General features: G+C 34.9%; 21 protein-coding genes. 6 read left to right on the top strand and 15 right to left on the bottom strand.

Annotation, left to right across the window (positions count from 1 at the left end):
* Positions 1-81 precede the first annotated feature (81 nt).
* From ACJJVN_RS04685 to ACJJVN_RS04675, 3 genes are all read left to right on the top strand, one after another.
* Positions 82-1,056 (top strand): fasciclin domain-containing protein, encoded by a 975-nt coding sequence (locus ACJJVN_RS04685; RefSeq protein WP_405377297.1) that lies wholly within the window; start codon positions 82-84, stop codon positions 1,054-1,056.
* A 69-nt stretch (positions 1,057-1,125) separates the two neighbouring features.
* On the top strand, positions 1,126-1,593 hold the full coding sequence (locus ACJJVN_RS04680; RefSeq protein ID WP_405377296.1) for a transcription elongation factor: 468 nt from the start codon (positions 1,126-1,128) through the stop codon (positions 1,591-1,593).
* Positions 1,594-1,613: 20 nt separating this feature from the next.
* Positions 1,614-2,072: a hypothetical protein gene (locus ACJJVN_RS04675; RefSeq protein ID WP_405377295.1), complete on the top strand. Its 459-nt coding sequence runs from the start codon at positions 1,614-1,616 to the stop codon at positions 2,070-2,072.
* Here the strand turns inward: ACJJVN_RS04675 and ACJJVN_RS04670 are convergent, their stop codons facing one another.
* The 3 genes from ACJJVN_RS04670 to ACJJVN_RS04660 form a co-directional block, all read right to left on the bottom strand.
* The gene (locus ACJJVN_RS04670) at positions 2,073-3,068 is read right to left on the bottom strand and encodes a hypothetical protein (RefSeq protein WP_405377294.1); all 996 of its coding nucleotides are present in this window, start codon (positions 3,066-3,068) and stop codon (positions 2,073-2,075) included.
* 168 nt (positions 3,069-3,236) lie between these two features.
* A complete protein-coding gene (locus ACJJVN_RS04665; protein ID WP_104515494.1) occupies positions 3,237-3,602 on the bottom strand; it encodes a hypothetical protein in 366 nt (121 codons plus the stop codon).
* Between the two features lie 118 nt (positions 3,603-3,720).
* Positions 3,721-4,242: a hypothetical protein gene (locus ACJJVN_RS04660; protein WP_405377293.1), complete on the bottom strand. Its 522-nt coding sequence runs from the start codon at positions 4,240-4,242 to the stop codon at positions 3,721-3,723.
* Positions 4,243-4,385: 143 nt separating this feature from the next.
* Between ACJJVN_RS04660 and rluF the strand changes: the two genes are divergently transcribed.
* Positions 4,386-5,141, top strand: a complete 756-nt coding sequence (gene rluF / locus ACJJVN_RS04655; RefSeq protein ID WP_104515496.1) for a 23S rRNA pseudouridine(2604) synthase RluF — start codon at positions 4,386-4,388, stop codon at positions 5,139-5,141.
* A 16-nt stretch (positions 5,142-5,157) separates the two neighbouring features.
* On the opposite strand, the gene ACJJVN_RS04650 is transcribed toward rluF, so the two are convergent.
* From ACJJVN_RS04650 to ACJJVN_RS04635, 4 genes are read right to left on the bottom strand one after another with little or no spacing between them, the layout of a single operon-like run.
* Positions 5,158-6,621, bottom strand: a complete 1,464-nt coding sequence (locus tag ACJJVN_RS04650) for a TolC family protein (protein ID WP_104515497.1) — start codon at positions 6,619-6,621, stop codon at positions 5,158-5,160.
* The gene (locus ACJJVN_RS04645; RefSeq protein ID WP_104515498.1) at positions 6,608-7,963 is read right to left on the bottom strand and encodes an HlyD family secretion protein; all 1,356 of its coding nucleotides are present in this window, start codon (positions 7,961-7,963) and stop codon (positions 6,608-6,610) included. The genes ACJJVN_RS04650 and ACJJVN_RS04645 overlap by 14 nt, the downstream gene beginning before the upstream one ends.
* A 2-nt stretch (positions 7,964-7,965) precedes the next feature.
* Entirely contained in the window at positions 7,966-9,639 is a 1,674-nt protein-coding gene (locus ACJJVN_RS04640; RefSeq protein WP_405369538.1) for a peptidase domain-containing ABC transporter, read from the bottom strand.
* Positions 9,626-10,312, bottom strand: coding sequence for a TetR/AcrR family transcriptional regulator (locus tag ACJJVN_RS04635; RefSeq protein WP_405377292.1), 687 nt, complete (start codon positions 10,310-10,312; stop codon positions 9,626-9,628). Before ACJJVN_RS04635 ends, ACJJVN_RS04640 begins: the two co-directional genes overlap by 14 nt.
* Before the next feature lie 172 nt (positions 10,313-10,484).
* On the opposite strand from ACJJVN_RS04635, the gene ACJJVN_RS04630 reads away from it, so the two are divergent.
* Complete coding sequence (locus tag ACJJVN_RS04630) at positions 10,485-11,162, top strand: M24 family metallopeptidase (protein WP_104515501.1); 678 nt, start codon at positions 10,485-10,487, stop codon at positions 11,160-11,162.
* Between the two features lie 99 nt (positions 11,163-11,261).
* Here ACJJVN_RS04630 and ACJJVN_RS04625 read toward each other — a convergent pair whose 3' ends face one another.
* The 7 genes from ACJJVN_RS04625 to ACJJVN_RS04595 all read right to left on the bottom strand — a co-directional run bounded on the left by ACJJVN_RS04625 (position 11,262) and on the right by ACJJVN_RS04595 (position 17,357).
* Complete coding sequence (locus ACJJVN_RS04625; RefSeq protein WP_104515618.1) at positions 11,262-11,537, bottom strand: ATP-dependent Clp protease adaptor ClpS; 276 nt, start codon at positions 11,535-11,537, stop codon at positions 11,262-11,264.
* A gap of 58 nt (positions 11,538-11,595) precedes the next feature.
* On the bottom strand, positions 11,596-12,447 hold the full coding sequence (gene prmA, locus ACJJVN_RS04620) for a 50S ribosomal protein L11 methyltransferase (protein ID WP_405377291.1): 852 nt from the start codon (positions 12,445-12,447) through the stop codon (positions 11,596-11,598).
* Entirely contained in the window at positions 12,437-13,021 is a 585-nt protein-coding gene (locus ACJJVN_RS04615; protein WP_405377290.1) for a DUF1287 domain-containing protein, read from the bottom strand. Before ACJJVN_RS04615 ends, prmA begins: the two co-directional genes overlap by 11 nt.
* The gene (gene tpiA, locus ACJJVN_RS04610; RefSeq protein WP_405377289.1) at positions 13,011-13,763 is read right to left on the bottom strand and encodes a triose-phosphate isomerase; all 753 of its coding nucleotides are present in this window, start codon (positions 13,761-13,763) and stop codon (positions 13,011-13,013) included. The genes ACJJVN_RS04615 and tpiA overlap by 11 nt, the downstream gene beginning before the upstream one ends.
* A 152-nt stretch (positions 13,764-13,915) precedes the next feature.
* Positions 13,916-14,989 (bottom strand): ABC transporter permease, encoded by a 1,074-nt coding sequence (locus ACJJVN_RS04605; RefSeq protein ID WP_405377288.1) that lies wholly within the window; start codon positions 14,987-14,989, stop codon positions 13,916-13,918.
* Positions 14,986-16,077 carry a BT_3928 family protein gene (locus ACJJVN_RS04600; protein WP_405377287.1) on the bottom strand — a complete coding sequence of 364 codons (1,092 nt, stop codon included), beginning with the start codon at positions 16,075-16,077 and terminating at the stop codon, positions 14,986-14,988. Before ACJJVN_RS04600 ends, ACJJVN_RS04605 begins: the two co-directional genes overlap by 4 nt.
* Positions 16,078-16,424: 347 nt before the next feature.
* The gene (locus tag ACJJVN_RS04595; protein WP_104515506.1) at positions 16,425-17,357 is read right to left on the bottom strand and encodes a peptidylprolyl isomerase; all 933 of its coding nucleotides are present in this window, start codon (positions 17,355-17,357) and stop codon (positions 16,425-16,427) included.
* A 126-nt stretch (positions 17,358-17,483) separates the two neighbouring features.
* On the opposite strand from ACJJVN_RS04595, the gene ACJJVN_RS04590 reads away from it, so the two are divergent.
* A complete protein-coding gene (locus ACJJVN_RS04590) occupies positions 17,484-18,146 on the top strand; it encodes a hypothetical protein (protein WP_104515507.1) in 663 nt (220 codons plus the stop codon).
* An 84-nt stretch (positions 18,147-18,230) separates the two neighbouring features.
* On the opposite strand, the gene ACJJVN_RS04585 is transcribed toward ACJJVN_RS04590, so the two are convergent.
* Positions 18,231-18,839 carry a hypothetical protein gene (locus ACJJVN_RS04585; protein WP_104515508.1) on the bottom strand — a complete coding sequence of 203 codons (609 nt, stop codon included), beginning with the start codon at positions 18,837-18,839 and terminating at the stop codon, positions 18,231-18,233.
* Between the last annotated feature and the right edge of the window lie 67 nt (positions 18,840-18,906).

Raw genomic sequence — 18,906 nt, 5'->3', positions numbered from 1 at the left:
AACGAGAGTTTCCACTTGCAACTAGCAATATAAATGCTTTGATTTCGTTATTTTGCAAGCTGAAAAAGAATATTGAAAATAATGAATACTTTTAAGAAATACACCATAGCTATTTTTGCTACTGTAGCTTTATTATTTACCGCTTGTGAAGATGCAGATGATGGTGGTAATATAATACCTGGCGTTAACTCGATACTCAATCAGACAGAAAACAATGCAGATCTAAGCATGTTAAACGCTGCACTTATAAGAACAGGTTTAAATACTACCTTTAATTCTTCAGTTACTTATACTTTATTTGCTCCTAACAATAATGCTTTTGCAAATTACCTGACCGCTAACGGTATCGCTAGTATAGATGATATTCCTGTGGCAGACTTAAGGGATATCCTTCAATATCATACATTAACGACCGAGGTTACTACCGATGTAATGACTACCGATTATATAAAAACACTAGGTAAAGATGACGAGATAGAATTTCTAGATTTATTTATTGAAACAGGTACTTCTATTCTATTAAACGGTAACGCAACTATTATAGATGCAGATAACGACGCAGATAATGGCGTCGTACACATAGTAGATACTGTGATAGAATTACCGACTGTCTTTTCTTTAATTGCTGCAAATCCAGAATTCAGTGAACTGACTGCAGCTTTACAAACAAATGGATTGGAAACTGACCTTTCTAATACGGATGGTACTTTAATGGATCCTTATACCATTGTTGCACCTAACGATGCTGCATTTCAGGCACTGGTAGACTTAAACACTACAGACGAGTTTGATTCTATTGCAGACATAACAGGTCAGACAGACATAGACGAAGATTTATCATACCACGTAGTAGGTAATGACCGTTTACGTTCTGGAGATCTTAGTACTGGTTTAAGAGTTAACACTTTAAGACCTAGCACATCTTTTACTGTAGATATAAGTGCTGGTACGGTGATCACAGACGGCACAATGAACACAGCAAATGTTACTACTACAGACATTACAGCTATTAATGGTGTGGTGCATATTATTGATTTATTTATACGCAGTAATTAATTACACACTATTCTTATTTTAAAAGTCTCGTTTAAAACGAGACTTTTTTTATTCTATATTTACTTTTATATGAGTACTATCGATTTTCCTGAATTTAAAAAAGCTATCAACACTTACTGTCTAGAAACTGTAGGTGAACGATTATCTATTATAAAAAAAAATCTAGATTCTTTGATGGATGCAAAGCGCAATGAAACTAAAAGTAGCGCTGGTGATAAATATGAGACAGGAAGAGCGATGATTCAAAATGAAGAAGAACTCTATAAAAGACAACGAGCAGAAACATCTATTATCCTAGATCAACTACTGCGCATCGATCCTGATAAAGAATGCTCCTTTATAGAACCAGGAGCCCTTGTTGTACTTCCGTCCGGTTATTTTTACATAGGCGCCGGAATGGGAAAACTAGTGGTTAATCATATAGATTGCTTTGCAATATCTCTATCTTCACCTATAGGACAGGCATTAAAAAGTAAAAAAAAGGGAGATACTATTCTATTCCAAAATCGGGAAGTAATGATACTTAACGTATATTAATTTAAATGCTCCACTCCATTATGTCAGATCAATTATACAATCAATTAACTGAAATTAAACCCTTTATAAACAAAGGAGATATAGAAAATAATAAAGTTTCTAAAAAAGGAACTTACTGGCACATAGATCATAGTTTACAAATATTAAATTCCATATGCGAGGTATTAGAACACTCTAATCCTGGAGATTATCAACCTAAATTTTCTTTTACCAAATTCATAATAATGAAAACTGGTTACATACCTAGAGGTAAAGGCCGCGCACCTAAACAAACCTTACCGCAAAATATCAAGACTAAAGAAGAACTATTAATAGAACTCGATAAAGCTGAAAAGGCTATAAAAAACCTTAATACTTTACCTAGTAATAAGACTTTTAGACACCCACTTTTTGGATGGTTAAACTTAGAAGACACGATTAAATTTATGGGAATACACACGCACCATCATATTAAAATATTGAGAGATATTGTGAAGTAATTATTTGCTCAGTTTATCATAATAAAGATAAGCGCCATCTTTAGCTTTACTACCGAATAATTCCTTAGCCATGTTTTCTTCAATATAAACACTATGCATAGACTCAAAATTTATGTCAGTGTCCTTACCATACCTATTTCTTTTAAATTTATTAAAAGAAACTCTCGCTCCATTTACTAGCACTAAAGGTTGAGGATCAGAAACTCTATAATGGCTTACACCTCCTAACATCATCACCATATAACTAGCTAGAACATCTTGATTCTTTCCTAAATCAGTTTTTGAGATAATTACGTTTTTAAATTCAAAATGAGGATTATATATAAGACCGTTGTCTTCTCTTTCTATTGCCTTTATATCACTAAACTCATAACTCACTAAGTTTTTATCCTTAATTAAATGAGTAGGGACTTTTAAAACATAATTCCCTTGCGCGTCAGAATAGGTGGTTACATAATCAGTTAGACCATAAAAAGTGATTTTTGCATTTTCTATGTTTCTTCTATTTTCTTTAGATTTTATAATACCCTTTATTTGAACAATTTCTTCAACTCTAGAAGTTGTAGCTGTTTCTATAGAAGCGTTATTTACTGCCACATTTTTATTAACTACTGCTTTATTCTCCTTACCATCTTGATAAGTATCGATCACCTTTTCAAAAGGCTCTGTAACTTTTAAAGGATTAGTTTGCCCATTACCTAAAGTGACTGCGCCTAAACTTGCTGCCATCATTAAACTGGCTGCTGTCTTAGAATAAGGGATTTGGAAATAGTCTTTATCTGCTATTATTACTGGCTGTCTTAACTGGTTAGAAGACATTCTACCACAAGTGTTTTTATTTGCTTTTAAATACACCAATACTTCTTCAGGAGTTTTTCCTGTAAAATCGATAACGCTTTTTGAACATAAGTCACAAAATCTACCTTTTTGATCAGGCGTCATCTGGCTCCAGTCTTCGTCACAGGTATTGTCAAATTTGATTTGGTATGATTTCATAATACTTCAATTTTACAAGTAACTATCTAAGTGTTACTAAATTTACAAAATAAAAGTATATGATTTACAGCATCCTTTCTAGTCAGATTGAGTGAATACTGCATATCAATTAGTGAAAACTAAAAAACCAGCCTAACGGCTGGTTTTTGAATGCTATAATTAAGAAGATTACTCCTCTTCTTCGTCTTTTTTCTTCACTTTGGGAACAAACAAAGCCGCACGTTGCAATAACTTTTCAGATACTTTAAACTCTCCACTAAAGTGATAGTTTGCATCTTCTCGAGCATATTTAAAATAAGCAGTTTTTGCCCATCTTAAATCAGTTGCTTTTTTAAGAAACTGATCGTGTGTAAGAACTTGCTCCACCTCATCATTTTTCCAAACGAGTACTTTGTACATTCCTACACCATTTTTCATACTTCTTTCTATCACCTCTCTGAAGGATTCTGATGGAAAAACGTGCACGCCATCTTCAGTAACTTTGTAGTCTAGGTCTTTGAATAAGATGTCAGTAAGGAATTGTTCTAAAGTCATTATCTATTTAATTTCTAACTGCAAAGGTACTGCTATCATCTCTCAAATTGATTAAAGAAATAGGTAATTAATTAAAGATGGATGTAGATTCCGCTTTCGCGAAAGCGAAACACAAATATTACTGAATATTACCTAACGGATTTAAGGGATCATAACCAGGTTGAAACTGAGCTTGTACATGAGGTTTATTCAAATCTAATATGGTAAAAATACCTAAGACAATACCCAAAACTCCTGTGATACAGTTAATGATAGCTATCGCAAAAATGAAGTTGTAATTGCGTCTTTCCTTAATGTATTTACCTGCGAGGAGTGTCAAGATCCCAATAGTCACTGTTATTAAAAACCCTATCCCACCTATAATAACAAAGATATTACCTGGATGAAAAGGCATATCTACATCGCCTTGCATAGGTGCAAACGTCATTGCAGTACCTATAAACATATATAATAGAAAGAATAATGAAAATAGTATGGTTAAGATACCTTTTACGAGGTGTAAAGTCGCAAAGGTGCTTAAATTATCTGTAGGCATGTAATTATAATAATGCTGCTGGTATTGCTGTGAACCAGAAGGTTGCCCATATTGTTGTTGTTGTTGTTGTTGTTGATTTGGATTGTTGTTTTGGTTCGTTTCCATAATGATAGCGTTTAACTATAAGTAGTCGCGATACTTATTTTGTTACATGGGTATATTAATGATCAAGGATTTATCAATTATATATAATCCTTAAAGTGTAAAAGTAGAATGTAAAATATGGTACAAAATCCTACCTTTGCAACATGTCAGAAACTACAGGAATACGTATTAATAAATACTTAAGTGAGCAAGGGTTTTGCTCTCGTCGCGCTGCAGATAAATTAATCGAGCAAGAACGTGTAACTATTAATGGTAAAGTACCAGAAATGGGGACTAAAGTAATGCCCAATGATGCTGTTGCTGTAGATGGAGAATCTATCTCTAAGAAGAAAGAAAAGCCTGTTTACATAGCTTTTAACAAGCCTGTAGGTATTGTGTGTACTACAGACACACGTGTTGAAAAAGACAATATTATAGATTTTATCAACTACCCTACGCGTATTTTTCCTATCGGTAGACTGGATAAAATGAGTGAAGGATTAATTTTACTTACTAACGACGGCGATATCGTGAACAAGATATTGCGCTCTCGTAACAACCATGGTAAGGAATACATAGTTACCGTAGACCGTACAATTAATGAGGATTTTATTAGAAAAATGGCATCTGGAATACCTATTCTCGATACGGTTACTAAAGAATGTGAAGTGGAACAAATAGGTCGCAAGACTTTTAAAATAATTCTCACACAAGGACTTAACAGACAGATACGTCGCATGTGTGAATATCTAGACTATCGCGTGACTAAATTAAAACGTGTGCGCATCATGAATATTCCTCTAGATGTAGCGCATGGTACATATAGAGACCTGACTAAAGAAGAGTTAAATAAACTTAACGAGCTGACTAGTGAGAGTTCTAAAGAATACCATAGACAAAAAGCGCAAGGAAATAACTAACTGTTTAAACAGCTAGTTATAAATTCTCTGGCACTATAGCTAGGCTATTAAATAATCGAGCTTTTGAGCCCAATAATTTCATACCTACTTCTAGCCTTTTAAGACTGGCTTCTATTAATTTAGTCTCTCTAGAGTTGATTAAAAATAGAGAGCTATCTCCTAATTCAAATTTACGCTCCTCTGCAGTGAGCATGAGTCTAGAATCTTGCTCGATCTCTTGTGTGATTTCATTTTGCACGAGATAAGAATCTATCTCACTAAATATTCCTTTTATTTTATTCTCTATCGCTAGACTAGAAGATAGAATATCATATTCTGCATCCTGTAATTTAATTTGAGCTAGCTTTAAATCACCACGTTCTTTCCTTAAAAATAAAGGTACAGAAAATTTCACCCCAGCTTTATAATCACTTAATTTATATGAGCTTGCGTTATTCCAGTCTGGTGATAAAACATCATATTTTGCTTCTATTTTAGGCAACAATTTATTTGCTTTAAGTTTTTTATCTACCTCTAACTGATCCATTTTAAGATTTAATGCTAGAATTTTAGGATGATTATCTACCGTAAAAAGATCTAGAGACTGTCCCATGATTTCTAGTGCAGCATCTATTTGAGAAATAAGTTCTTCTTCTGGAATCACATTTTCTTGCAATTCTACTGGTACGTCATCTATCCATAGATAATTTGATAATTCTAGGCTTTTCTTTATAAAATCTATCTTTGCCTGCTCATAGCCCAAGAGTCTTTTTTTAACCGCAATGCGCGCTTCTACAGAATCTATAACGGCCTTATCTCCAGTTTCTACACTGCGTTTTACACCTCTTAATCTAGTTTTGGCATTTTTTAAAATACCATTAAATAGATCTATTTCTTGCGATGCTTGCCACCATTCAAAGTAAACTTGTGTCGCGTCATAAATAACAGCATTAACTAGTAAATCTTTTTCTGACTGGGTTTGTTGTTTAAATAACTTTGCTTTTCTCAAAGTTGCCATACGGTCATTAATCCATAATCCCTGACCTAATTGTACACTAACACCAGCACTGTAAAGCCCATCTTCTGGAACAGTAAGTGATGGATCTAGAAACTCCCCTTTATTACGCTCTGCACCGGCTTTAAACTCTACACCGTACCATGTAGGAATTTTAAATGCGCCGCTTAACTCGTCATAATATTCTGTTCCTTTAAAATCTTTACGATTATAATCTACCTCTATTTTAGGGTCAAAACCACCACGAGCTTTTAACAATTGTGCCTGACCTTCGTCTATTACTAGATTTGCTTGTTTTACAACTGGGTGGTGCTTTTTTACGTAGCCTAAAAACTCTCTAAGACTCATTACCGTAGTATCTAGAGATATAGTTTCTGGAGGTTGTTGTAGGTCTCGCTTTCGCGAAAGCGGAGCCGCCATCACACTTAAGGAAACCATTAATAACACTATCGTAAAACAAATAGAGAATGATTTATTTCTTCCCATTCTGATCTTTTTTAGTAGTTTGAGGTGTGTAATAATTAGGTGGAAAACCATTGAGTTTACGCCACAATTCATACCAGATAGGCACATCTTCTAACAAGGCAATGGTGCGCGCACCAGAACCTGGACGCAAGGCATCTGGCCACTCATGGTCTTCCTCATCTGGAGCAAGTAGCACACGGTATTTACCATTGTTACTTATAAAGGTCTCTACAGCAACGACTTTTGCACCATAGGTTCCATAAGATGCGTTAGGCCATCCTGAAAATATAATCACTGGCCAGCCGTCAAATTGCACACGCACTTCTTCTCCTACGTGCATAAGTGGTAAATCTATAGGCTCGATAAATGTTTCTACAGCCAGATCATAATTAGTAGGCATGATATTGATAAGCGCCTCTCCATCCTTAAAAGTCTCACCTATACCACCTTTTATTGCTTTATTTATAAAACCATCTTGTGGTGCGGTAACAAAGTACAAGTCGTTTCTGATTTGATAATTAGTACGATCTGTCTCTAGTTTACTGACCTGCGCTTCTACATCTAACTGACTCGATTGTGCTGTGAACTGATCACTTCTCGCCTTTGCTATCTTCTCAGCATATTCTTGTCTTATGCGGTTAAGCTCTATCTCTGCATTAATTAATGAATTTCTACTTTGCAATAACTTTTGCTGCTGAGATATTGTTTTAGATTGGGTTGTTCTAGCTTTTAGGTTTTTCTCTTCTACGTCTGCCTGAGATTTGAAACCTTCTTTTTCTAACGTCTCTGTACGAGTTAATTGTGTTTGAGCAATTTGCTCGTCGTTTTTTGCTGCTTCTAGATCTGTACTGTCTTGAATAATTTTAAGTCGGGACTGGATCAACTTATTTTTTGCTTGATCTAACTTTAACTCGCGCTCTCTTCTTATAGCTACTATCTGGTTATCTAGCGCGGCTATTTTCTCACGATACGATTCTACACTAGCAGATTTTGCGTCTATTTGTTGTCCTGTACGATCTACTAGATTAGGGTCAAAGTATTCACTTTTAACCTCGCTTATTTTTAAAATGGTATCCCCTTTTACCACTCTATCACCTTCTTTTACATACCACTCTACAATACGACCTGCAATAGGAGACTGCAGCGTTAATGGTCTTTGATCTGGTGTTAATGTGGTAATAAATCCATTACTACTCACATTTTGAGTCCAAGGAAAAAACATTAATATGATGGCAAATATGGCAAAACCACCTAAAAATCTATTGAAGAATTTAAAATGCTTGCGCTTCAATACTCTTCTACCAGCCTTAAAGTTATTTAAGTCCAGCTGTTCTGAAAGTTTATTTTTAGAAATATTAAGCATAGTTATTGATCTAAGATTAATTTACCGTTGTGTAATGTGATCATTCTACCACATCGTTTCATCCATTCTCTATTCTGACTAACCACTACAATAGACCAGCCATTAGACTTATCAGTTAAAAAGTCCATAATTCTAGCAGACTCTTCCTTTTCAAATTGATCTAACGGATCTTTGAGAATAAGCATCTTAGGATATCTAACGATACTGCGCGCCAAAACAATTTTCTTTGCTACCGTATAACTTAATTGTTTACCCTCTGGAAATATGACCGTATCCAGTCCTTTAGGTAATTTTTTAAGATAATTAACCAGTCCTAATTTTTCTAGTGCCCAGTAAATACGCTCGTCATTAACTGAAGCATCTCCAAATGTTATGTTATCCCTCAAAGTACCTTCAAATGGGCTTTCTTCACTTAAGGATTGCCCTAAATTTGCTCTATAATAATTAAGATCTAGACCTCTTAAGTCTGAATTATTCACATAAATACTACCTTGAGTAGGCTCTATGATACCAGCTATTAACCTTAATAGGGTGGCTTTACCGCTACCGTTTGCGCCGTTTACTAAAATTGTGCAGTTCTCTGATATTTTTAAAGATATATTATTAAGAATAGGTTGTGTTCTTTCTGGTACTGTAAAAGTTACTTGATCCAACTCTACACTAAAACTTTGATCCTGAGCAAAGGGATGCTCTCCTGATTGAGGTTCTAATTCTTTGTCTACGACTTCCCCTAATTTTTCTAATGAAGTAAGCATATCATAAAATGACTCTAGACCAGAGATTATTTTTTCAACCGCACCTATAATGATTAGGATAATAAGTTCTGCTGCGACAAATTGACCAATATTCATCTCCTGACTTAAAACTAATAAACCACCTATAATTAATAATCCTGCAGTAATTAAAACTTTAAATCCTATTAATTGAATGGCCTGTCGTACTAAAACTTTAAAATGTTGCTCTCTATAATTAAGGTAATTTGAAACTAAAGCATCATTTTTTTCCACGGCATGATTAGTCACTCCTGAGAGTTTAAAACTAACTAGTGACCTTGCGATTTCTTGTAGCCAGTGCGCTACTCTATACTTACTTTTTGACTCTAGAATACTGGTTTCTAGACCTTTTTCGGCTGTGAATTTAAATAATATATAAGCCAGACCTACTAGTAAAACACCGTAAACGATAAAGAATGGGTGATAAAACGATAGTAAAAGCAATCCCAATAAAATTTGTAATAACGCCGTAGGATAATCTACTAATAATTTAGAAAGACTTTTCTGTATAGTAAGGGTATCAAAAAATCTATTAGCTAGTTCTGGTGGGTACGTGCCGCGCAGCTCACTCATTCTAATTTTAGGAAACCTGAAAGCAAAATCAAATGAAGATCTTGTGAAAATCTTCTGCTGAATGTTTTCTGTAATTCTTATTTGCATAATTTGCAGCACACCACCAAAGGCAACACCAGCAGTTACCAAAACTACAAGAAGTATCCATGAGGTACTTATTTGCGCACCTTGAATAAGGTTAATAATAGCTTGTATCCCTAGTGGTAAGGATAACCCTACTATTCCTGCAAAAATAGCATAGTAAAAAATCTGTCTAATATCTTTTCTATCAACTTCTAACATGCGCATTAAACGCTGCCATGCTGTGAGTATATTTTTATCTTTTTTCATTTGTGATAATAAGTTGATTAATTAAGTTTAAAAAGTAATGGGTAGGTGTGGTATGACTATTACAGTCTGTGATTGCCGCAAAATGATCTTTAAGAAAATGTTGATGTAAAGCACCGTCTATAATCATACTACTTAAAGAAGAAGGGAATTTATACGTAGCATCTACTGCAGTAATTAAATCCTTAAGTCGCACCACGAGGCGTTTGTAAATAGCAAAAAAACCTTCTTTATTCTCTTGATCTACCGATTTAGTCAGATATGATTTTGAGAACTCTGAAATGATTATTTTATTTAAAAGGACTTCATTTATATGACTGAAGTTAGAATCTTGAGAAACTTCTTGAGTTAAAATCTCTACCGCTTTAATTAACTTATCCTGGTCGGTAGTCATTACCATGGTTTCTAAAATCAACTGGTATTCTATCCAGCTCCAGTACCATGAGGTGAGATATAGTAAGAGTTTATGCTTACTCTCAAAATACCTATAAATAGAACTCTCATTAGATTTTATAATAACACCTAACTTCTTAAAAGTAAATTGTTCAAAACCCAATTCATAAATCATTTCTATACTGTGACTTACTATGCGCTTACCTAAGTCAGAGCTTTCTGGATCTTTAAGATATAATTTATCATTAATCTCAACCTTTAGATTTTTAAGAAGTGAATGCATATTTTTCAATTATCAAACAAACATAATAGTATTACTATTAATCATAGTTAGTTTATATATTAATTAACACCTTAAGTGTTTTAGCTTAATGAATTAAAATAACAGAATCCCAGCTTAGTTAATTTAAAGCAAATTATAATGCTGCATATTAATGGAACATTATTTTTACTTTATGACAGACACCTTACTAGAACTTCAAAAAGCTGAAGAGAAAGCAGCGATTTTATTTCAAGAAATTGAAAATAAAGAACTTATAAAACCAGGTAAAACTGAAAAGCAAATTAATACTGAAGTTTTTGAACTAGCAGATGAGTTGTTCGGAATCAAAAAATACTGGCACAAACGCATAGTTAGAGCAGGTAAAAACACGCTACATCCTTATGATGAAAATCCAGAAGATCTTACTATTAAAGAGGACGACATACTATTTATAGACTTTGGTCCTATTATAGAAGATTGGGAGGCAGACTTTGGTAGAACTTATGTAGTGGGTAATGACATACGTAAGATAAAATTAATGCACGATGTAGAAAGCATGTGGAAAGATGCCAATGACTATCTAATTAAAAACCCAGATATCACTGGCGCACAACTCTACCAGTATTGCACCATTCTAGCTCTAAACAATGGATGGGAATACGGTGGTCCTATCGCCGGTCATTTAATAGGTCACTTCCCACATGAACAACTGGATGGTGAGGATAAGACTAATTACATACATCCTGAAAATCATACACCTATGAATCAAAAAGACACGAGCGGTAAGGATCGCTACTGGATTATAGAGATTCACCTCATTGATAGTAAGAATGAGATCGGTGCTTTTTATGAACAACTAGCAGGTTTTTAAAAATCTATACTGAAATCACATGACACACAAAATGCCTGCTATAAACAGGCATTTTTTATGTTTTTATTCTAATTGAATAAAAAGGGGAAAGCAAAATCTTTATTGAATCTCTGCAGTTAAACCGGCTTCTAGTAAAGCGGTACAACGCGGTTTTAAATCATCATAACCACCTGTTTTAACATTACATTTTCCTTTATAGTGAACTATAAGAGAACATTGCTCTGCCTGTACAGGCGTGTGATCACAGGCAGCTACTAGCATGTCTATCACGTGATCAAAGGTATTTACTTCGTCATTAAAAAGGACTATTTTATTTTCCTTTTGCTCCAAGACTTCCAAATCTAGTTCTGGAAGAACCTGGTCTTGTGTGCTCATTTTCATAGGCTAAATTTAATCAAATACATTGATAATATTCGTTTTTAAACCGATTAAATTAGGATTTAATCATTTTTGCAGCTATCCAGCTGTCTTTTTTGAGGTGAGAGTCATAAACAATACCACTCTCCATACATTTATTTTTAATATGAACTAAGTCCTCTTCATAAAACCCACTAAAAAGTATGGTACCGCCTTTTTTAAGGCTCTTTGCATAAACAGGAATATCCTGTAGCAGTATATTTCTATTAATATTGGCTATTATAAAATCATAAGATTTACCTTCCAGTTGCTCTGCACCACCTAGAATAACAGCGACTTTATCTGTTTTATTACGCTTTACATTTTCCAGTGCATTTTCATAACACCAGGTATCTATATCGATAGCATCTACTTTAACAGCACCTCTCATTTGCGCTAGAATACCTAGTACACCTGTCCCACTACCCATGTCTAAAACCTCAAGATTTTCCACATTTTCATTAAGTAAATGTTCTATCATCATATGTGTAGTCTGGTGGTGTCCCGTACCGAAACTCATCTTAGGCTCTATCACGATGTCATACTCTACACCACTAGCTTGGTGAAACGGCGCACGTACTTCACATCTATTATTAACCGTGATTGGGTTAAAATTCTTTTCCCATTCTGCATTCCAATTTGTTGGTGGTATTTCCGCTTTCGCGAAAGCGATATCACATAAATCATTATTCATAATATCTACTGTATCGAGAATAGTAGCAGCATCTGTAGTTTTTAAAACATATGCTTTAATCCCAGTTTCAGTCTCTATAAAGCTCTCAAAACCTACCTCTCCAAGTTGTGCCATAAGAACATCATTCCACGGTAATTGTGGTGTAACTGTAAAGTCGTACTCTACATAAATCTGGTCGGTAGTATTATTTTCCATAACGGTAATGTCCTGTAATTTTAAAATTAAAAAGGCAGTCTTCTAACACTTGCCCTGCTCCTATATTATGTACCATTAGGTACCTTTTTTGATCTTTTGATTTGGTTTTAGAAACCATTCCTATGTGTGTTAGTCCATTATTTAAGGTCCAACTTACTATATCACCAGGTAAATAATCTTTTGCATTTTGAGTTACCGCAATACTTAATCCTTTACGTTTAAAGAACGTACGCAAGTTGGGTACTCTTCTATGATCGATATTAGTATCTGTTTTTTTCAATCCCCAGTTATTTGGGTATTTTGAAAAATGTGCTTTCATATCTACATGAACTTCTTTCTGTAAATCAACACCTAACTTTCTGTAAGTTCTTATGACTACGTCAGTACACACTCCGTATCCTGCAGGCACATCACCATCTGGATAAGGAATGCTAAAATAGCTACCGTTATAAACCACGTGATCCTTTGTTAATTCTTGGGCAGCCGCAGCTACTTTTAAACCATAATCCGTTTGTGCTATTGCTGGTAGACCAATAGTGAGAAATAATAGTAGAATTAGTTTCTTAAAAAGCATTTGCTATATCAAGGAAAGATGATCCATCTAGAGATGCACCACCTACTAGTCCACCATCTACATCTGGTTTTGCAAAAATCTCAGCAGCATTTGCCGGTTTTACACTACCACCATAAAGAATACTGGTGTTAGTTGCCGTTTCTTCACCAAATTTAGTTTCTATAAAAGAACGTAAATGCGCGTGCATTTCTTGAGCTTGCTCTGGACTTGCAGTTTCTCCTGTACCTATAGCCCATACTGGTTCATAAGCTACTACCACATTTTCCATTTGCGCAGCTGTAAGATCAAAGAGACCTAATTCTATTTGTTTAGTTACCGTATCAAAATGGTTACCAGCTTTACGATCTTCTAAATGTTCTCCACAACAAAAAATAACTCGCAATCCTTTATCAAGAGCTGCTTTCGTTTTGGCAGCAATTAATTGATCTGTTTCACCATAAGTATCTCTACGCTCCGAGTGACCTATAATAACAGTCTTAATACCTATACTTTGCAACATAGGTACAGAAATCTCTCCAGTATATGCACCACTGTCTGCTTCACAAACATTTTGTGCTACAACCTCTATTACGGTATCACAAGTACTGTTAAAAGCATTATATAAAAAAGGATGAGATGGCGCTATCATTAATTCACAGTTAACGTCATTAACTAGGCCTTTTTTTAAATCTGTTATTAAAGCTTGTGTCTGTGCAAGATCACAATTCATTTTCCAGTTTCCGGCTACTATATTTTTTCTCATCGCGTTTGTTTTAAGGTCATTAAGGTTTCAATAATACCAAAATTGATTATTTTAATACTCTTATGCAAGCAATTGCAAAGGTATTGCCTTTTAATTATTGAATAAAGTTTGTGTGCAGATGTTTATTAAGAAGACCGCAAGTATTTTATAATTTACTCTAACTTTACTCGTGGGTCTAACCAGACGTAAATTAAATCTACCATAATATTGATAAGAATAAACAACGTTGCTATTACAAGAACCGCTCCTGTGATAACTGGCAAATCTTGTGTGTTGAGCGCCTCTACTATTTCTTTACCTATACCATTCCAGTTAAAGATATATTCTACAAAAACTGCTCCTGCTAGCATACTCGCAAACCAGCCACTTACTGCTGTAATTACAGGATTAAGTGCGTTTTTAAAAGCATGTCTTTTTATTACTTGTAATGTAGTAAGTCCTTTGGCATATGCGGTAGTTATGTATTCTTGCCCCATTACTTCTAGCAAACTATTTCTCATTAATTGAGATACTACAGCTAGCGGTCTAATTCCTAAAACTAATGCTGGTAAAATAAGGTTGCGCCACTGTAAATGCATCGCCTCACCATAATCATCCATCTCATATAGACTACCACTCATTTTAAGGCCAGTAAATTCATGAAGCACAAAACCGAAGATAAAAGCAAAAATAATAGCACTAAAAAAGCTAGGCACACTCATGCCCATAGTACTTATCACCTGTATCAATTGATCTATCCAGCTGTTTTTATACAATGCCGAAATGACTCCTAAAATCAATCCTAGAATTAGAGCTACACTTATTGCTGCAAGTGCAAGAATCATCGTGTTAGGTAAGGTCTCTCCTATTATGTAGCTTACCTTTTTACCAGTTTTCTGAAACGATTCTCTTAAATAAGGCCATTTAAAATAAGTAGATGTAGTCCCTATAGTAAAGAGATCTACACCTGTATATTTACCATTATCATAAGTAAAATCACTCTTGTCAGTACTGTGAAAAGAAACTGGAGACAGGTCATTTAAAAAGTACATATACTGAGTACCTATAGATTTATCTAACCCATATTTGGCACGCACATTTGCCAGCTGTTCTTCAGACTCGTTTTGCCCCAACATCATTTGTGCTGGGTCACCAGGTAAGAGGTAAAATAATAAGAATATAACGGTTACCACTCCATAGAGCGTCAGTAATGCATATCCTATTTTTTTAAGCACATAGTTTATCATAGAGATAAACTCTCAAAATCATTCCAGTGAGATTTACCTGCAACTACTCCTTTTTTAATAGTCATAACAGCTGGTGTAGAACGTACAGCAGTTTTTAATTGTGTTCCATCTGTCGTGTAAAACGGAATACTAAAATCATAAGATTTCATTAACGGCTCTAATTGCTCTATACCATTTGCGCTTAAACCTATAACCTCATAACCAGCTGCTTGTGCTCTCGTAGTAAAACTAGCGAGCTTTTCCATACCACCTTCCTCAATTTTTGAAACATCATAAATCATAACAAAGGCAACTTTTTCCTTATCTAGAATCTCTTGCGTATAATCTTCTCCATCTTTTTCTATAGAAAAGTCATGAATTTTAGGAAGTGCTGCTTCTTGAATAATACGTGTTTCTACTTTATCATATCCTGGACGACCTTCTGGCACCTGACCATCTGTAGTAATTATCTCTTCTTTACCATCTACCGTGTAATACCAGTCATAACCATAAATATCTGGTTGACTAGGGTCTTCTTGCATGGCCACCTCTATATCAGTCCCTACCTTATAAGCTCTAAAATCTAAAATCGGTAAATGCATTAATACATAGTAAGCGATTATAAAACAAATGATAGTAGAAACGAGAATGATTATGGAGGACTTCGCTTTCGCGAAAGCGGATTTCCATTTATCCATATTGAAAAACAAAATCAATATCATCACTAATAGCACCACATCTTTTGCAAATGATTCCCATGGTACTAGAGGTATAGCGTCACCAAAACAGCCGCAGTCCGTTACTTTATCAAAATAAGCAGAATAAAAAGTTAGGAATGTAAAGAAACCGATCATCAATAAAAGTGACCAGATCGTAAATTTTCTTTGAAATCCTATTAATAACATGATTCCTAAGATCACCTCAAAAATTACTAAAAAGATAGCCAGAGGTAATGCAAATGGCTGTAAGAATTCTAACCCTAAAACCGCTGCACTAAAGTATTCATCTAGTTTATAAGAAAACCCTAAAGGATCATTTAACTTAATTAAACCACTAAAAATAAATAATACCCCAACGAACCAACGGCAAAATGTAACTAATCCTTTCATGCTTTTTTCTTTGTTGAGACAAATATAAGTATTAGGCATGAGGCATGTGGTATTAGAATGAGGTATTAGGTGTAGGATTTTTGGTCTTAGGTTATTGATTTTAGGAAAAACTAAATGCATTTCCCTTTTCCAAAAGTTTTATACTGAGCTTGTAGAAGTAGAAAACAGACTGACGACGATCTCGGCAAAGTCGAGTGAGCAACACAAAGGGTTTTACGGTTGTTTTAAATAGCTTTAAAGGTCAAAAAAATTATTCCACATCCCAATCCCACATATACCTAATACCTAAACAGAAAAAAGCCCTATTCCATAAAGAATAGGGCTTTTAAATTATAATTTAAGAATAATTACTTTACAGCAACTAACTCTACATCAAATACTAATGTTGCATCTGGCGGTATAACACCACCTGCACCAGCACTACCATAAGCGATATGCGATGGTATAACTAGACGTGCTTTATCACCTACTTTAAGTAAAGCGATACCTTCATCCCAACCAGCGATTACCTGTCCCATACCTAGTGCAAAGTCTATAGGTTGCTTGCGATCAAAACTAGAATCAAAAACTTTACCGTTAGGCAACATTCCTTTATAATGTACGCTTACTGTTTTACCTTTTTCAGCTTTTACTCCATCACCTTCTTGAATGATTTTATAACGTAAACCACTTTCTGTTTTATCAAAGCCCATTGCGATCTCGTCAATCTCTTGGTCAGCTTGTTTTCTAGCTTGCTCTTCACGTAGTTTCCCAGCTCCTTCAAACTGACGGAATTCTTCTACAGCATTAAATGCTTTTGCCGCATCACCTTCTCTTACAATAGTAACCGTTTTAATCTCGTCACCTTGTGCGATAGCATCTACCACATCCTGTCCTTCTATAACTTTACCAAAAACAGTATGCTTGTCATCTAGCCAGTCTGTAGCGATGTGTGTAATGAAAAACTGAGAACCATTTGTTCCTGGTCCAGCATTTGCCATACTTAAAACACCAGGTCCGTCATGACGTAATTCTGGGTGAAATTCATCATCAAAATTATAACCAGGACCACCAGCACCAGTTCCCTGTGGGTCACCACCTTGGATCATGAAATCTGGAATTACTCTGTGAAACTTAAGACCATTATAATAAGGTGTTCCTTGATCTTTGGCTTTGTTCTCTAAATTACCTTCAGCTAGCGCTATAAAGTTACCTACAGTTCCAGGTGTTTTATCGTGATGAAGTTGAACAAGGATTTCTCCTTTACTTGTATCAAATTTTGCGTAAATTCCTTCTTGCATTTTTATAGTTTTTTAAGGCTGCAAAGATAATTCATTAGAATTCAGTCTTCAGAAAGCTGGTATAGTTTTTTTACTTCTTATATTGTTAGCTTTTATCTCAAACCCAACCATAAAACCAACCTACCAATGACTCGAGAAGAACAAATTCTTTTTTGTGAAAAATGTACCAATAGAAAAATGGACATGCAACAAGGCATGTTATGTGGACTAACAGGCCGCAAAGCAGATTTTCAAGGCCAATGTTTGCAATATGTGCCCGATACTAGCATCGTTGAAAGACGCGACCCATTAAATCCTGAAGATGACGTTAATCTTTACCGATTATCAGAAACGATGAATGAAAAATTAAGAGCTCAACAAAATTTACCTGTAGGAATCCTTGCTGGTATAGTCGCTGGACTAGTAGGCGCAGTAATCTGGGCAGCGGTAACCGTTGCTACTGGTTATCAAATAGGTTATATGGCTATAGGAATAGGATTTATAGTCGGTTATTCTGTAAGGTTTATGGGTAAAGGTATCGACATGATCTTTGGAATATCTGGTGCTGTAATAGCCGTTTTAAGTTGTTTCTTAGGTAATTTCTTAAGCTCCATAGGCTTCATGGCAGAGTATTCTGAAATAGGATATTTAGAAGCTTTAACTTCTTTTGACTATTCCTTCTTCATAGATTTAATGACAGAAACTTTCGGTTTCATGGACATACTTTTCTATGGATTTGCAGCTTATGAAGGTTTTAAGCTTGCATTCAGACAGGTTACTGCCCAAGAAATAGAAGAACTTAGAGACTAATATTACTTAATTAATCATAATCAAAAAACCTCTTAAGAAATTCATCTTAAGAGGTTTTATCATTTATTCACTTACACAGCGATTTTATTTTTTAGAATTACGTTTAAAGTAAATTCCGTTATCCCAGTCTTGATTATCATCTTCCTGATCATGAAAATGACCAAAGTTATGATCGTTACAATCGTGTCCACGTCCATAGTTATTTCTAACAAGTACATGACCTCTTGCCGCAGTAATCTTACCGCGTCTATTATATTGTACCTCTAGGCCACCTACTTTACGCAAGACACCATTTCTGTAAGCTACATTTAATTTACCTACTCTAGCCACATCGCCTCTACTGTTATAATAAATACGAGTATCCCCTATTTTCACGGCCTGTCCACTACGGTTATACCTCACATAGTTTCTTCTATAAGTAGAATAGTTAGACACACTATTAAGGCTATATCTACGGTTCACACCTCGTCTATTAGTAGATCGCGCATTTCTATTAGGCAATTTAAATTCTATTTTACCATTAGGAAAAATGGCATAATCCACATTATTATAAGTAAATAATACCGGTTGTGCGCTACGGTATCTACTATCGGTAATTTTGAAATCATTTGATTCTTTCAGGTCGATTTCATTTGCCTGAGCAGTAATCGTCATCATCAGACCAGCTGCAATAAAAAGTAATATTCTTTTCATGATTTCTATATTTTAAATGTTGCCTACACTATCAGGTTTTCGGCTTGCCCTTGCTTACCTACTTTCA

The organism is Nonlabens sp. Asnod3-A02 (genome assembly GCF_045063755.1).
GTDB classification, from domain to species: Bacteria; Bacteroidota; Bacteroidia; order Flavobacteriales; family Flavobacteriaceae; genus Nonlabens; species Nonlabens xylanidelens.
Note: the sequence above shows the minus strand (reverse complement) of the source record. Positions and strands in the feature narration are given on the sequence as shown.